This window comes from Legionella dresdenensis (genome assembly GCF_042649825.1).
GTDB classification, from domain to species: Bacteria; Pseudomonadota; Gammaproteobacteria; order Legionellales; family Legionellaceae; genus Legionella_C; species Legionella_C dresdenensis.
On the sequence record NZ_JBHSAB010000002.1, the window covers coordinates 78,239 to 94,225 of the forward strand.

Here is a 15,987-nt window from a genome sequence, read left to right on the forward strand (position 1 = left end):
CTTACGCTTGGAATGAACGAAAAAAAAACAATTTACACCCACACAAATTAATCTAGCAATTGATGTCTGTCAAACAAAGGTTGGATTAAAACATCTCGCTGGAAAAATTAATTTAAACACCCAGCAATTATTAGCATTTAAAGAATGTTTTTACAGCGTGAATTGAAAAAAAATAGCACAAGCTCCATTTTGGAACATATGGGGGAAAACGTAATTAAGCTTAAAAAAGATAATCCTTAGCTGCCTGAGGTGATCAGCCATAATCTAATCAGTTATAAACAAATGGATAGGTTTTGTCTGATTTAATTAATAATCTTTTGATTCGGCTTATTTTTATAAAGTACACGCAAAATAGTATCAAGTACCATATCAAGCCGTTTACTGACATCTTCGGCAAGAAACCTCAAAACTATATAACCGTGTTCCTGCAATAACAAATCCTTGCGCCTGTCAGTACGATAAGCTTCCTTGGATGAGAGATGTTGAATCCCATCAATTTCAATAGCAACACGAGCATCAGCACAGAGCAGATCAACCTCCAGACCACCCAGCCCATCAAATGGAATCGTTAATACGTGATTTAATTGAAACCGCCCCTTCGTTTCGGGTAATGTCTCCAAGCGACAAAACAAGAAAGCTTCAATGAGACTACGAGCGCGATCAATTTGATCAGATTCTAACATTGCAACATTCGAGAATAATTGCGCTAATGAGTTATCAACCCCATCTAAAACCAAGCGCCTAACGGTACCGCCATAGTCATTTTTCCAAAGAGGCTCCACAGGAAGAACAACATCTGATGGCCATCCTGGGTAAGCACTCGCTGGCTGTATCATTTTATAACCAACAGATTCATAAGCACTCGATCTGCGTTGAAACATACGCTCTAACATGGGAACAGCGAAATCAGCATAATCATATACATGCACTTCTTTTTTTGTATCATGCAATCGATGAAGACGCCCTACATATTGGGCAATAGTCCCTTTCCAAGAAATAGGTAGGGTCAAAAATAAAGTATCTAACCGCGCATCATCAAATCCTTCACCAACAAATCGACCCGTTGCAAGCACAACACGTTCCTCATCTGGAGGAATCGCTGTTAATTGTGATATTGCTTGTTTCATTTCTTTAGCGCCAAGGCCACCTTTAAGCACAATTAAATGATTTACTTCAGGTTTTAATTGTTGATGCAGTATATCCAAATGTTCATTGCGCTCTGTTAAAATAATAGGAGACCGTCCTTTTTTGACGGCATGAATCACATCATTACAAATCATTTGATTACGATAATCATCATGCATTAATTCCTCATATAAATCTTGAAACTGAATACGCAAGTTTTCATGAGTCTGCTTGTAAGGACGAAAACTTGTTGGGCGCACAAAAACATAATGCTCAAAAGGTCTAACAATGGCTTGGGCTTTAGCATCCACACGATGAAGAACAGAACCACAACGCATCATAATAATAGGATGGCGACCATCTTTACGCACCAGAGTGGCTGACAAGCCTGTAATAAATTTGGCTTTGACTTGTCGAATAATATCGTCAAAGCTGATAGATGGAATATGGTGGCATTCATCGACAATGACATACCCATATTGAGAGAGCATACTTTCAATTTCAGCATGCTTGGTGAGGCTTTGAATTAGTGCAATATCAATAAAGCCTGTAATTTTCTTTCGCCCCCCACCAAATCTACCAATTTTTTTAGCAGGAAGACCAAGAAAGGTTTGTAGCCGATCTACCCATTGATCTTGCAGTTGCTTAGTATGAACAATAATCAAGGTGTTGGTTTTTCTTTTAGCAATCATCCAGGCAGCGACTACTGTTTTACCAAATGCCGTCGTAGCAGAAAGTACGCCAATATCTGATTGCATTAACGCATCTACAGCAAGTTGCTGTTCCGGCCTAAGCTCTCCACAAAATTGAATATCTATGGGCTCCCCCGCAAACAATTCTTCTTGGATGGTGTATTTAATTTTTAGCTCACGCAGCAATTTCGTAATATCATCAAAACATCCGCGAGGAAGCCCAATATGGTGTGAGTAATCACGAGCACATCCAATGATACGAGGCTTTTCATAGACTGGTAATCGCATAGCTTGCGCTTTATAGAAATCAGGATTTTGAAAGGCAGCAATACGAATCAGTCTATTTAATAACGGCGATGGCAATGATTCCTTTTCAATAAAAATCTCATTACTGATGACCAAGTGTATTTTTTTTGGTAATGTATCAATTATTGGCAATGGTACTGGTGGTTTCCAAGGCGTTCTATTTTCTTCTTCAGTAATTTCTAATCGGATACCAACAACACGTCCTTTAGTCTCTGCCTCATTTACTAATTGTTCTATTTCAAAACGAGTTATTTTCTTAATACCTGCAAGATAAGCCCACTGATCTTCAATAATTTGTAAGTGTTCATCAATAAATACACTATTACCGGTATGGCGTGCTGCTTTTTGTAGAGGTAAAGCAATTAGGTTGCCAAAACCACCCCGAGGTAATGTATCTTGATTGGGAAAAAATCGATCATATGAATCCAAGCCAACTTCAGGATTAGACTCCATGGCCTCTGTTAAAATTGAAGCACCTAATTTTCTTGCTAGTGCTGCGGGGATTGATTCCTCAAAAAACAGCCAAACATGTGCGCCATTACCAGAGCGAGAACGCTCAAGTACCGCAGGCAAGCTTTTTTGATGACAGGTTTTCAGAAAAGCAACTGAATCCTGCTCCCAGGTTGCTTTGTCAAAATCAGCCGCAAGAAAATAACAGGATTCATCCAATAGCATAGGGTAAATACCCATCACAAAATCCTGGCCTTTATTGTCATATCCTTGCAAATGCCAATATATAACCTCATTGTCTATAGGAATGAATTGTCGATGTTGACAATCCATGCACTTGATGCGCGGTTTTTGGCAGACATTTCTAACCCATTCATTTTTACAAGCAGGCGCATATCCAGATTTATTTGTTTTTCTATTTTGAAACCGGCGAGGATAGACATCAGAACGCCCTCGAAATAGCGATTGATATAATGCGATTTTTTCTGCCGTAGAAGAATGTTGGGTAATCATAAATATCAGCCGGTTGGAAGCTGGTTAAGTATACCTTATAATTGGCACAAAGAATAAAAGTCATCCTTAAAAGAAGAGCCGGTGACATTTTGTTACCAAAGTACGTTCTTTATCGTTTTGCCTCTAATTTTATTCAAATTGAAAATTTATCACCAAAACATTGTTGTTTGTTTTATGCATGCTATAATATTAAAAAGCACTTTTTTATATAAATTATAAAATAAACGTTATATATCATATGGATATAAAATAAACTAAATAATTTTATGTAATGTTTTTTATATAAAATATATTACATGGGCTAATCATGAAATCGACGAGCGACAGCATTTTAAGGCGAATCAGAGCGAAACAACGCGGTTGGGTTTTCACGCCTAAAGATTTTCTTGATATAGCGCCTCGCAATACAGTAGGTGTGACTTTACACAGGCTGGTTGAAAAAGGTGTTATCAGGAAAATTGGGCATGGGATATATGATTTTCCAGTCAAACATTCAAAACTCGGAACTTTATCAGCAAATCCAGATGCAATAGCAAGCGCGATTGCATCAAAAAAGGGAGATACTATTCAACCCGGCGGTGCTCAATTAGCTAATCAGCTTGGTTTTGATGATCAAGTATCGGCAACACCGTCTTATATTGTTTCTGGTGTATCTCGACAAAAAACCATAGCGAACTATCCAATAAAATTTAGTCATTCAAAATTTATGAATAACCTACCTTTAAATCCAAATGTGATTAAGGTACTTAATGCATTAAACCATATTGGAAAGAATCATATTACTGATGATATGGTGCAGAAAAGTAAACAAATATTGTCGCAAAGAGATAAAGCCCAACTTAAAAAAATATTAAATCAGCTACCAGACTGGATGATTTACGTTGTTTTGAAAATCCTAGGAAAATAATAATGCAAGATCTATTGGAATTTAGCCCTAAAGAGCGCCAACAAGCTTTTGAAGAAGCCACCGCTCGTTCCACAACAATTAAGAACCCAATTATAATTGAGAAGGATTTTTGGGTATGCTGGACTCTAGATCATATTTTCTCTAATAAAGACCTATCTCCTCATGTGATTTTTAAAGGAGGGACTTCACTTTCAAAATGTTACAACATCATTGACCGCTTTTCAGAAGATATTGATTTAACGTTCAGCAAAGAATATATGGGCATAGACGATGAAAATGATCCTGCAAGTTGTAATACACGAAAACAGAGAGATAAGCGGCTTGAAGAGTTGAGCAAGACAGTCAAAAACAAAATTAGCGGGGAGATTAAGCCCATATTACAAACTGAATTTAGCAAGAGTCTTTCCGCATATTTTGATGATTCTGAGTGGCGATTGGAGCCAGATGAACATGATGAGCAAAGTCTGATATTTCATTACCCCAATAGCGTTCCTAAAAAAGATAATGAATATATTCAATCAGCCATAAAGCTGGAGTTTGGTGCCCGAGGGGGTATAAGTCCGTGTGAAAATAAAAGTGTTACTTCTTATTGTCATCAGCTACTACCCGAACTTAGAGGCAAAGCGCCAGAAGTTACTGTCCGTACTTTATTAGCTAAACGTACTTACTGGGAAAAGATCACGCTACTACATGCGGAATACCACCGTTCTCCAGAAAAATTACTTCCTTATCGTCTCTTTCGACATTATTACGATATTGTTATGTTAGATAACAAAAATCTAACCCGAGAAGCATTACAGGATATTGCATTGCTAGATGACGTTAGAAAGAATAAATCTATTTATTTTCCTGTAAAATGGGCGAATTATGATAAAGCAGTCATTGGCTCATTGCGTCTATATCCTAATAAACTATTTATGGAGCAATTAAAAGCTGATCATAGCAAGATGGCTGATATGTTTTTTGTTGGTAAAGCCCCCGATTTTGATGAAACCTTAGAACATATAAAACGAATTGAGATAATGATTAACAAAACCGAGTAGTATAAAATAAGAAAGGAATACCTCTAAAAAAGAAGGAAATACCATGAATACTAAAGTTGAACCCATATTCCTCTACAAAGGACTTGGTTTTCCTACTGAATTAGAAAATGTAGAAATGATTAATATTAATAACGAATGGCATCCCCAAATTGATGTCCGCTACGTGGCTGATGAAATAATCAAAAAATTGGCTACCCAAGAAGAAAGATTAACTGGTAATCAAGTTAAATTCATTCGTACTTATTTTTCCATGCCTCTACGTGAGTTTGGTGACACCGTGGTTCATGAACCGCACACCGATGTCAGCGAATGGGAAAAATGTGGGGATGAAATAACCAGTATGAATGAAAATACTGAGCAAGTGTTACGGATTTACATTATCGAACAAACACAGACCAAAACCTAAATTGAACAAAAGAATTTCCATTCAAACTTCAAAAGAAGCCAAATATTTGTGAATACCGAATGCAAAAAGCCCAAGCCGATTCAATTAATTCATTGCGTATAACTGCTCCCCCCCATCTAAATTTATTTAAAATTTATCTTCCATCTCAAAATCAGACAAAGTCTTACCATTTATTTAAATTTGGTAAGACTTTGTCTGATTTTGATTAAATTAAACTGTGACAATTTGTCACAGTTTGAAAATAACTTCATATATATTCAATCAATAACAGGTAGAAAAAACCTTTGACAAATACTCCGATTTAAATAAACATCATCAATAGATGACCATTAAACTAAACTTTCACCACAATTTTTTTAACTCCCCAAATCAATGAGCATAGCTCTGTCCAAAACAAGGCCGACCTTAACCCGACACATCAACCCGGCACAAACCCGACATAGCAAGATCCAATAGTAGCAAGGAGAAAAAACCTGTCGAAATCTAAAAACCAGACAAAGCAAAATTCTCTAGGCCGACCCACCTCATAACTCCAAAATCTGTTTTTTATGTTTTTACGCGCGCGAGGAAAAATTTTTAAACAATTTTGAACAAAAATAACCAATTACCAATGCAAAAACTTCTCAGTAAAAAAAATATAAGGTTCATTTAATATCATTTGCTATCAACCCCATTTCCTCTATTGACACTCTCAATCAATTTCCTAGAATGAATCAAATTTAATGCATCTTGGTTATAACCGCTGCATGAAAGACCTACATGAATTGGGTTTTAAAGTTGGCCATTTAAATGGCCTAAAGTCCAAGCATATCTATGTATTGGTTGAACACTGGAAAAAGCAAGGAAAAAGTCCTGCAACTATCAAAAATTACATGTCCAAATTACGTAAGCTCGCTTATTTTCTTGATAAACCCAAACTGGTAAAAGCAGGCAATGATTCCTATCAAATTGATAAACGCATTAATATTCCTACTCAAAACAAAGCTATTCACCATATCGATTTAAACTTATGTACCGACCCACATATTCGCCTATCACTTGAAGCACAAATGCTTTTTGGTTTACGTAGGGAAGAGCCAATGAAATTTGTACTCAGTGAAGCTTGGCATGGTGATTGTTTGCATATCAAACCCAGTTGGACAAAGGGTGGTATTGGACGATTGCTTAAAATTACTAATGAAGAACAAATGAAATGGCTATCAAAAGTCTGGCAACAAATAAGACGTGGTGAGTCCCTAATTCCTACGGTAAGAACCTATAAGCAGCATTTAGGTCATTATCAACAACATGTTAAGTTAATGGGCGTTTGTAAATTACATGGCCTGCGTCATGCTTATGCTCAACGTAGATATTCCGAATTGACTAAAGAATTTGATTCTTTAAAAATTGGATTAGTCTGCCCGATAGCTGGCGTAAAAGCTACTAAAGAACTCAATAGTAACGAAAAGAAAATTGATAAGCAGGCGCGATCAATTATTAGCCGTGAACTTGGGCATTCTCGTTTGAATATTACTAAAACCTATCTTGGGTAGAAAAAACTAAAGTGAGCTATCTTTCAAAACAGTATTTTTCATACTTAAACGCTATTTTTGAGGTATGCTTATAATAAGAATGAAATATTTCACCCATGTAAACATGCTCTAGAAAAATGATAGAAGATGTAATCTTTTTCGACATAAGCAGGGATGAAGAGCAATTTTTCCTTCCTACTATAAGGAATGATAGTGAAAACCACATGGAAACGTGTAGATAAAGATTGGTATCAACAAACTTTTATTAATGCCCAGGGAAAACCCGTAATCACCTATCACTACAAAAGAAAGTCTGCTCCAGCTATTCCAACACTGTTATTACAAACCAAATTAGCCCAACAACTTTGTGGCTATATACTAATCAAAAAAGATATAACGGATACTTCTTTATTTATTCAAGAACATAATAAGGTTCTACAAACATGTGACGATATAGGAAGCAATGTAATAATAAAAGGACTAACAAGAGCTATTGTTATCACTTACGGTAAATGCTTTACAACAGCTGATGGTAGAAAAATCAAACTGGACAAAAAGATTATTAAAAACGCACACCACCAAGACATCCATGAACTTTTAATGGAAATGAGACACCAATACATCGCACATGCTGGCAAGTCTATTCATGAAAAAATATGCTTGCCACTGCTTTGTCCTCCCCCTAAAGAAGTTAACAAAGTTTTAAGAGGTAAAAATGTAAAAGGAAATATTGTCCTAGGTCAGCATTTATTTCAAACGTCCTCTACTATTGAGTTCAATGATGGCACTGTTTTATCTTTATTGAATGAACTACAATTAAGTCTTGATAAGAAAATTTCTCAATTACAGCAAAAATTGGGACTGGATAACTTGGATCCCGAAAAACTTTGGAATTTAGTCAAAAAAAACAAAACATTTTACATTGATGAAGAAATTCTAGGAAAAATTCAAAATTAGCAAATCGAACTTTATCTATCCAAATCCTTCTGCCTATAGAAGCAAACGTAGACTTGGTGCAGGCTGTGTACGAATACCGTTTCGCTAAACCAAGGCTTACTTTGTTATTAGATTGTTGGGATGCCAACTTGACTCAGATAGTCATATATAGAATCATAAAATTCCGGCAATCTTGTTTCATCACTCTGATCGCCCTTTGGAACAAAAATTACCATTCCCTGTCGGGCCCTGGTAAGCAATACCCTGTAGGTATTTAATAAGTACCTTTTGCGTGTTTCATCATTGATGTTTGACCATTTTGTCCCGCTAAATTTTTTGTAACTCCAACCAGTAGCTGTTTTTCTTAAATTTGCATCCCAAGCAACACAGGTCCAATCGAGCTCTAGGCCTTGAATATCGAATTCGGTAGCGACGTCCTCCAAAAAATTAGATGAACGTACATCATCATGAGGATTTAAAAACCATTGAATTGGATCTATCTCAGACTTAATATGAATTCCATAAGGTTTTAATCTATATGCTCCTGACGAGGCAATGATGCCCATGCTTTCGGAGCCCCTTGCCTTACTTTTAAGCCAATGTTTTGCTGTATTGAGATCTCGTGTTAAAACAATTGGATAGAGTGGATTTAAGTTATCCAGAATTCGTTTGGCATCTTCTAATTGGCAATCTAAAATTGCCTTCACGAACATTGAGAGTTTCTCTGACCGAAAAGACCTCATTGAAACTGCAAGATGAAGTTCATCCCTTATATTGATTTGACCTTCTTGAAAATCTGAGTAAATATTTTGTACATTAGTATACTCAGTATCTGTAAGTTTGTTGGAAACATACACATCCCAATGAGGATAATCTTTTTTTATGGCATGAAACCACTCAGAAAGTCCTGCTTCACCAGTATTGATTTCTTGGCCACCGCCAATTAAGCATATAATAATGGACCAATTTTGGTGGCGATCCATAACACTAATTAAGAACTCAGGTTCTGACATATCAAAATCTGAGATACCTTTTTTTCTTTTCATGAAAAAAGTTGTTTGCTCTAAGGTCCAGGCCCGTTGAGCCTCATCAAATACAGCAACTCGCTCAACAGGAGGAAGGAAATGCTGAAGGGCATCATCTCTAAAATGATGAATATTCTGTATAAATGCCTTAGTTTTAGATTGTGCTTCTTTTTTGGATATTTTACTTTTAGCTCTTTTTCCGTCTGCCACTTCATCGCGTGCAAGTGCCTCTTGAAGCACAGCAACCAACGGACCATTACCAGATAAAAACACTGCATGTTCACCGGCATCTATATCATGTCGTTCGTTTGCAATGTTAAGGCCAGCAAGAGTCTTTCCAGCACCAGGAACCCCTGTAATAAAACAAATTGATTTACGATTGTTTAACTTGGAACTATCAATTATCTCTGAAATTGCTTTAGAAGTGAGACTAAGATTAATTGCACCAGAATCTGAACGGGAAATTTCTGTAACACTATGCCCTTTATAGAGTGCTTGTGCAGCTTCAATAATTGTTGGTGTTGGTTTATATATTGAGTCCATCCATGTTTCTGAAACGAGATTAGCAACTGATATCGACCTCGTAATTTCATTTATGATTGCAAGAAGATTTTCCTTATTTGCCCTAAGCGGTGAATATACTTTGTCATTATATCTATCTATATTGTTATAGAAATTCGGTGCATCAGTAGCTACTAAAATTGGCACTATATAACGAGAATGGCTTTGTTCGTGAAAATTTTTCAAATCTAAAGCGTAATCTAGCGCCTGGGTTAAGGCGCTATTTGTGTATTGTTTATCCCCTACTTTAAACTCTAAAACAAAGATGATTCCTTTGTGAAGAAGGATAACATCCACTCTTTTCCCCATTCTTGGAATAGAGAATTCAAATGCAATATAGGAACTCGCTAAGGCTGATCCAATGGTTTTACAGATCTCGATCTGTTTTAGCCAAGCGTTGCGCTGTAACTCATCAAGAGAAAAGGAATGGAAGGTAGATAACTCGCCAAGAATGTAACTTGGGGAGTCTTTGATAAATTGTTCGATGTCAGAAGCATAGTAAGCACGAGACATTGTATTAAGTTTGCTATCCCAATTATTGTTGTTTAAAGGTCTATCACTTAGGAATTATAGGTCATTTAACTATCAATATTTAATGATGAGTTATTTTGATTTAATAATTTCTAAAAAACAAAAGTACACCTAGCAGAATTTTTGATTTTTAAAGGATTTAACTAAGAAGATGCAACTTACTGATTTTAAAAGGCAATTTATGGTCGGGACGGAAGGATTTGAACCTTCGACCACTAGCACCCCATGCTAGTACGCTACCAGGCTGCGCTACGCCCCGATTTGGAATGTGCATGATAGCTGGTCTTGATGTAAATGACAATAGCATTTTTTTGTAACCGGCAATTCTGCGGTTTTCTTCAATCTTGCAGTAAGGGTTCCGGGTTAAAGCGCTTTCGCAAACCCTCAGATGCCATGGATGGCATCTGGGAGCGTCAGGATGACTTTATGCGTGTTTGTGAAAGCGCTTTAACCCGGAACCCTTACCCGCACTGCACTACAAACGACAGACGTTATCCAAACGCATTGATCCCGGTAATATGCCGTCCCAAAACCAACGTATGCACGTTATCCGTACCTTCATAAGTAAATACCGACTCCAGGTTTAACATATGGCGAATCACATGATACTCCAGGCTGATGCCATTGCCGCCCAGCAGATTACGGCAATCGCGCGCTATCTTTATGGCTTCGCGGCAGGCGTTTCCTTTTGCAAGGGAAATCATGACAGGTGTCTCACGGCCGGCATCTTTTAAACGGCCTATTTGCAGATTCATACACTGTGCTTTAATAATTTCAGTGTACATATTAGCCAAGTCTCTCTGAATTAATTGGAATGATGCCAAAGGCTTGTCAAATTGTTTACGATCCAGCAGGTAATCGCGAGTGATGTCAAAGCAGGCCATCGCGGCACCAATAGCGCCCCAGGCAATGCCATAGCGTGCCTGACTCAAACAGCTCAGCGCCGAGCCTAAACCTTTGGTTTCGGGCAGCAGGTTTGCATCGGGTACAAAAACATCTTCAAACACCAACTCGCCGGTAATTGAAGCGCGTAATGACATTTTTAATTCGATTTCATTACGGTGAAAACCGCTAAACTCTTTTTCAACGATAAAACCGCGGATGCCTTCATCGGTTTTGGCCCATACAATGGCGATATCTGCGATCGGCGCATTGGTAATCCACATTTTAGCGCCATTTAATTTCCAGCCGCCAGCAACTTTTTTCGCCGTAGTGCGCATGCTGGCCGGATCTGAGCCTGAATCAGGTTCAGTCAAGCCGAAGCAGCCGATAATTTCACCGGCTGCCATCGCGGGCAAGAAGCGCATACGTTGCTCTTCATTGCCGAAACGGAAGATTGGGTACATACATAACGAGCTTTGTACTGATACAAAACTGCGCAGACCACTATCGCCGCGCTCAAGCTCCTGACATACAAGACCATAAGCAACATAAGAGGCTTCGGCGCCGCCATATTGCGCCGGTAATGTTAAGCCCAGCAGGCCCAGATCAGCCGATTTTTTAATCAATTGCTTCGGGAATTCCGCATGTTCAAATGATTCGGCCATTAACGGTATGACATCATTGCTGACAAAACGCGCGACACTGTCGCGAATCATGCGCTCATCATCGTGTAATTGTTCATCAAGAAACAGCAAATCGTCCACGATCCTTCTCCCTTTGTTCAGAATGTAATGCCAAAACAGCATCAATAATTGTTTCACGGCTTGGCAACAGATATTGCCAGGCTGTGCCTAGTGGAATAAAACAGTCTTCGCCAGTCAGGCGCTTGACTCGTAACGCAGGCGGGGCCTGCTCAACCAGTAACGTAATCAGTCCTTCGCTGATTGAAGCGCTGCGGCGTCCTTCATCGACAATCAATACCCGTTTTGCCTTGGCAATTTCTTTTAAAATAGCCTCAGCGGGTAAAGGATTTAACCAGCGTATATCAATGATTTTAACCGAAATACCATGCTGTTCAGCCAATATTTTTTCAGCCTGGCGCGAGAGGTAATAGCCATTACCGTAAGTCAAAATAACCGTATCGCTATCCTCACCATACACTCCTAACTCATTCTGGGCAATCACCTGATCTGGGGCAGGGTAGTCAAAAAGCCATTGATTATCGCCTGCCTCATGTAAATCTTTGGTCATATATAAAGCAATAGGCTCGAGGAAAACGACAACCCGGCCTTCTTCATGCGCCAGCCGCAAACAGGTTCTCAGCATCTTGGCCGCGTCCGGCCCGCTGGAAGGGCAGGCGACAATGACGCCAGGCAAATCGCGTAATACCGCAATTGAATTATCATTATGAAAATGACCGCCAAAGCCTTTCTGATAAGCCAATGAAGCAATCCGAATTACCATCGGATTCTGGTATTGGCCATTAGAAAAAAACGACAATGTCGCGGCTTCACCCCGTAACTGATCTTCAGCATTATGCAAATAGGCCAGGAACTGAATCTCGGGTACAGGAATAAATCCATTATGCGCAAGGCCAATAGCGGTACCTAAAATAGTCGTTTCATCCAGAATGGTGTCGAATACCCGCCGTTGACTGAATTTACTTTGCAAATCGGCTGTAACTCGATAAACGCCGCCTTTCTTGCCGACATCTTCTCCAAAAATCAGCATATTGGGGTACTGCAGCATTAAATCGGTGAGAGCAAAGTTAATTTGCTGACACAGATTACGTTTCAGGGAAAGCTGGCTATAAGTACTGCCCCAGATTTTTTGCCGATATTTTTCATCAATCACTGGGTTAACCGGTTTGTTCCGGGTTTGGGGAATAATAGAGGACATTACTTCCTGAGCGCTGCCCATTCGCGGCAAACGAATGGCTTCAACCGCTTTGGCTTCAATCAGGGCGCGGTTATTAAGGTATAAATCAGCAATGGCATCAGTCGTCAACCAGCCGGCTTCTGCGATAATCCTTGCCGTATGAAGCAAAGGATCTTCACCCTCAATCCGTTCAATTTCCGCTTGAATCCTGTATTGCGACTCAATATCAGAACCGGCATGCCCAAGCAGGCGCACACATTTCATATGCAGAAAGACCGGTTGTTTTTTTGTCCGGGCAATGTATTCGGCTTGTTGAGCGGCCGCGAAAATATCGCTGATATTTAAACCGTCACAGGATAAATAATGAATGCCGGGGCGGTTTTTTATCGAATATTCAATCCAGTTGCCAGGCGTAGGTACTGAAATGCCAATCCCGTTATCCTCACAGATAAATACCAATGGCAGAGGATAATTCTGGCTCGCCAGCCATGAACACGCATTCAAGGTTGCCTGAGTTGAGGCATGATTGGTTGATGCATCGCCAAAAGAGCATAAAATGACCGAATCTGACGCCAACTTGCTGGGAATTGCCAGTTCTTTAGCGCGGGTAATCGACAATGCCGTGCCTAATGCTTTTGGTAAGTGCGAGGCAATTGTTGAAGTCTGTGGCGGAATATTAAGCGGAACGCTGCCAAAAACCTTATGTCGCCCGCCGGCAATGGGATCAGCGGCTGCTGCTACCAGTGATAATAAAACATCGCGTACGCCATCGCAGCTGGCCAGTTGTTTTGAGCGTTGGATGAAAAAAGCCCCGCTGCGGTAGTGTAAAAAAGCCATGTCCGTGTGACGGAATACCTGCCCAAAAACCGCGTTGCCTTCATGTCCGCTGCTGCCTATGGTATAAAAGGATAATCCTTTCTCTTTTAATTCTCTGGCTACAATATCCAGCAGACGCGATTTGATTTGAGAATCAAACAGTTCAATGGCAATTTTTTTATCAATAGCGATTAAAGGACTGCGGGCGGGCGGGAAATTGGCTGCTTTGACCCGTTGTATGAACTGCTCATCAACTATACTGGCTCTATCTAACATAATAACACCCTGTAATAATAAAATAGCTCCCTTTGAGAGCATAAAATCCTTTTTTACAGCCAGGCCAGAAAATTTAGTCAAGCATTTCATTTTATGGCCGATAATAAGGACATCAGTATAGTGAAATGCATTTGGAGATGACAAGTAAGAAATGACAATTTTCCAATAATGACCAATACATTCAGGTATGCCTTTACATACCTGAATTAATCCTTCAAGGAATTTGAGCATGGTAATTGATATTTCAGGCCTTCAGGGAATAAGCCGCATCAATCCTCGTGAAGAGATATTGCTCACCAAAGTCTCGACGGAGCTGACTCTCGGGCAAGAACTAAGGGCGGTTGTAGTAAAATCTATGCCCAATAATGAAGTATTGCTTAATATTGCCGGTAGAAATCTGGCAGCTAAAACCAATTACGATTTTCCCGCTGGCCAGGTACTGAATGTTAAAGTCATGCAAGGTGAGAATGAGCTGATATTAAAAGTCATGCCAGAGCCTGCAAGGCCTAATGAAAATCCTATTCAGGCCGCGCTTATGCAATCCTTGCCCAAACAGGCGCCGGCAACGAATCTGTTAGCTACCTTAAGTAACCCTGAAAATATTGCGAAATTGCCTGAGCCAGTCAGGCAGCAGGTTCAACAATTGTTGTCAACCTTGACCCCGTTATCGCAGTTGCCACAGCAAATTATAAAAACTGTGCAGCAAAGTGGTTATTTCCTTGAATCGAACTTGTTTAATCTGGCTGTCAATGGCAATCAACCGGCTCCGGTACAACCCTTGCCAACGCCAGTACCGACAGTGCCATTGCCGCCTCTGCCTGATGCTGCCGCCCCTCCATTGCCGCAACAGCAGACTCTTACCAGCCAGAGTCTGATACAAAATGATTTTAAAGCCATGAGTCTGCGCCTGTTGGCGATGATCGATGCGGAGGGGACGGTAAACAAGCATAGCCTGCCGACAAATGAGGCGCCTGTTTCCATGCGCCATGAATCAATCCAGTTGCCAGGCGCCGTTCCTCAACCCCTGCACAAGATCAATATCCCGGTCTTGAAGGATTTGCCAATAGCGGATGTGCTTGGCGTGTTGCATGAGCAAACCGAACAGGCATTGGCACGGATTAATTCAGGCCAGATTAATTATATGAAGGGTAATGATCAGATGCCGTTTACTTTGATGCTGGATGTACCAGTCCGCACTGAAAACGGGCCTGAAGTCATTCCAATGAAAATCGAGGAAAACCGTCCTACTCAGGAGGGCGGCCAGTCAAGTTGGTCGCTTTCCTTCGCCGCCAGTTTAAACGAACTTGGCGATATCCAGGGCAAAGTAACTTTGCACGATAACATCATTGATGTTCAGGTGAATGTCGAAAAGAGCTCAACAATTGATTTACTTTATGCCAATCAACAGGCCTTTGCCGATTTGATCGCCGACACAGGCTTGACCCTGGAAAGTTGGGCGATAAGGCAAGGGCTTGAAGAAAATCATATTGATGCCAGTCAAATGCAATTATTGGATATAAAAATATGACAGATGAAAGCAAACCGGAAATGAAACAGGCGGTAGCGCTCCACTATGATGGTAAGTCAGCGCCGCGTGTGACTGCGAAAGGAAGCGGGCTTGTTGCTGAGCGGATTATTGATATTGCAAATCAAAATGGTATTCCGCTACAGCAAGATCCCGAACTGACCGGCTTATTGTCAAAGGTTAAACTTAACCATGAAATCCCGCCCAAATTATATGTCGCAGTCGCTCAGTTATTAACGTTCATTTATTACCTCAATGGTAAAAAATCTGATGATTATCATAAACCCGACGAGCAAAAATAGTTAGTCAGGCTGATCTTTGTCCGGTATAAATCAGAGCAATGGCGAAATTTGTTTATTTAATCTACACTTATAATGACAGCCTTGATGGAGCTAATTATGACCAAATGGATTATTTTACTACCCGCTATTGTTCTTTTAACTGCTTGCGGTTGCTGCGTTAATAAAAAAGCAATTGGCTATCGTGAAGTAGTTGTTACCCAGCCTTATCAAGCCGTTACCGTAGTCAATACAGTGCCAGTCGATGTAGTCAACTGTAACACCTGCGTTGCCAGTGATTATTACTATTAGGCCTGACCATATCA

General features: G+C 39.8%; 11 protein-coding genes, 1 tRNA gene and 1 pseudogene. 8 read left to right on the forward strand and 5 right to left on the reverse strand.

Going from position 1 to position 15,987, the window contains the following annotated elements; genetic code table 11:
- Positions 1–302 precede the first annotated feature (302 nt).
- On the reverse strand, positions 303–3,086 hold the full coding sequence (locus ACFORL_RS03095; protein WP_382341005.1) for a TOTE conflict system archaeo-eukaryotic primase domain-containing protein: 2,784 nt from the start codon (positions 3,084–3,086) through the stop codon (positions 303–305).
- A gap of 307 nt (positions 3,087–3,393) precedes the next feature.
- Between ACFORL_RS03095 and ACFORL_RS03100 the strand changes: the two genes are divergently transcribed.
- From ACFORL_RS03100 to ACFORL_RS03120, 5 genes and pseudogenes are all read left to right on the forward strand, one after another.
- Entirely contained in the window at positions 3,394–3,993 is a 600-nt protein-coding gene (locus ACFORL_RS03100) for a DUF6088 family protein (protein ID WP_382341007.1), read from the forward strand.
- A gap of 2 nt (positions 3,994–3,995) precedes the next feature.
- On the forward strand, positions 3,996–5,036 hold the full coding sequence (locus tag ACFORL_RS03105) for a nucleotidyl transferase AbiEii/AbiGii toxin family protein (RefSeq protein ID WP_382341009.1): 1,041 nt from the start codon (positions 3,996–3,998) through the stop codon (positions 5,034–5,036).
- Between the two features lie 43 nt (positions 5,037–5,079).
- Complete coding sequence (locus ACFORL_RS03110; RefSeq protein WP_382341011.1) at positions 5,080–5,442, forward strand: hypothetical protein; 363 nt, start codon at positions 5,080–5,082, stop codon at positions 5,440–5,442.
- 734 nt (positions 5,443–6,176) lie between these two features.
- A pseudogene (locus ACFORL_RS03115) lies at positions 6,177–6,974 on the forward strand (integrase domain-containing protein); the annotation flags it as partial.
- A 192-nt stretch (positions 6,975–7,166) separates the two neighbouring features.
- Complete coding sequence (locus ACFORL_RS03120) at positions 7,167–7,910, forward strand: hypothetical protein (protein ID WP_382341013.1); 744 nt, start codon at positions 7,167–7,169, stop codon at positions 7,908–7,910.
- Positions 7,911–8,017: 107 nt separating this feature from the next.
- On the opposite strand, the gene ACFORL_RS03125 is transcribed toward ACFORL_RS03120, so the two are convergent.
- The 4 genes from ACFORL_RS03125 to ACFORL_RS03140 form a co-directional block, all read right to left on the reverse strand.
- Positions 8,018–9,988: a DUF2075 domain-containing protein gene (locus ACFORL_RS03125; protein ID WP_382341015.1), complete on the reverse strand. Its 1,971-nt coding sequence runs from the start codon at positions 9,986–9,988 to the stop codon at positions 8,018–8,020.
- A 200-nt stretch (positions 9,989–10,188) separates the two neighbouring features.
- Positions 10,189–10,265, reverse strand: a tRNA-Pro gene (locus tag ACFORL_RS03130).
- 232 nt (positions 10,266–10,497) lie between these two features.
- On the reverse strand, positions 10,498–11,652 hold the full coding sequence (locus tag ACFORL_RS03135; RefSeq protein ID WP_382341017.1) for an acyl-CoA dehydrogenase family protein: 1,155 nt from the start codon (positions 11,650–11,652) through the stop codon (positions 10,498–10,500).
- Positions 11,630–13,858 carry a dehydrogenase E1 component subunit alpha/beta gene (locus ACFORL_RS03140; RefSeq protein ID WP_382341119.1) on the reverse strand — a complete coding sequence of 743 codons (2,229 nt, stop codon included), beginning with the start codon at positions 13,856–13,858 and terminating at the stop codon, positions 11,630–11,632. Before ACFORL_RS03140 ends, ACFORL_RS03135 begins: the two co-directional genes overlap by 23 nt.
- A gap of 229 nt (positions 13,859–14,087) precedes the next feature.
- On the opposite strand from ACFORL_RS03140, the gene fliK reads away from it, so the two are divergent.
- From fliK to ACFORL_RS03155, 3 genes are all read left to right on the forward strand, one after another.
- Complete coding sequence (gene fliK, locus ACFORL_RS03145) at positions 14,088–15,386, forward strand: flagellar hook-length control protein FliK (RefSeq protein ID WP_382341019.1); 1,299 nt, start codon at positions 14,088–14,090, stop codon at positions 15,384–15,386.
- On the forward strand, positions 15,383–15,685 hold the full coding sequence (locus ACFORL_RS03150) for an EscU/YscU/HrcU family type III secretion system export apparatus switch protein (protein ID WP_382341021.1): 303 nt from the start codon (positions 15,383–15,385) through the stop codon (positions 15,683–15,685). The genes fliK and ACFORL_RS03150 overlap by 4 nt, the downstream gene beginning before the upstream one ends.
- A gap of 96 nt (positions 15,686–15,781) precedes the next feature.
- Entirely contained in the window at positions 15,782–15,973 is a 192-nt protein-coding gene (locus tag ACFORL_RS03155) for a hypothetical protein (protein ID WP_382341023.1), read from the forward strand.
- Positions 15,974–15,987 lie beyond the last annotated feature (14 nt).

Coding starts and splice junctions, on each gene's coding strand:
- ACFORL_RS03095 (WP_382341005.1), bottom strand. CDS start 3,086: ATGATTACCCAACATTCTTCTACGGCAGAAAAAATCGCATTATATCAA.
- ACFORL_RS03100 (WP_382341007.1), top strand. CDS start 3,394: ATGAAATCGACGAGCGACAGCATTTTAAGGCGAATCAGAGCGAAACAA.
- ACFORL_RS03105 (WP_382341009.1), top strand. CDS start 3,996: ATGCAAGATCTATTGGAATTTAGCCCTAAAGAGCGCCAACAAGCTTTT.
- ACFORL_RS03110 (WP_382341011.1), top strand. CDS start 5,080: ATGAATACTAAAGTTGAACCCATATTCCTCTACAAAGGACTTGGTTTT.
- ACFORL_RS03125 (WP_382341015.1), bottom strand. CDS start 9,988: ATGTCTCGTGCTTACTATGCTTCTGACATCGAACAATTTATCAAAGAC.
- ACFORL_RS03140 (WP_382341119.1), bottom strand. CDS start 13,858: ATGTTAGATAGAGCCAGTATAGTTGATGAGCAGTTCATACAACGGGTC.
- fliK (WP_382341019.1), top strand. CDS start 14,088: ATGGTAATTGATATTTCAGGCCTTCAGGGAATAAGCCGCATCAATCCT.
- ACFORL_RS03150 (WP_382341021.1), top strand. CDS start 15,383: ATGACAGATGAAAGCAAACCGGAAATGAAACAGGCGGTAGCGCTCCAC.
- ACFORL_RS03155 (WP_382341023.1), top strand. CDS start 15,782: ATGACCAAATGGATTATTTTACTACCCGCTATTGTTCTTTTAACTGCT.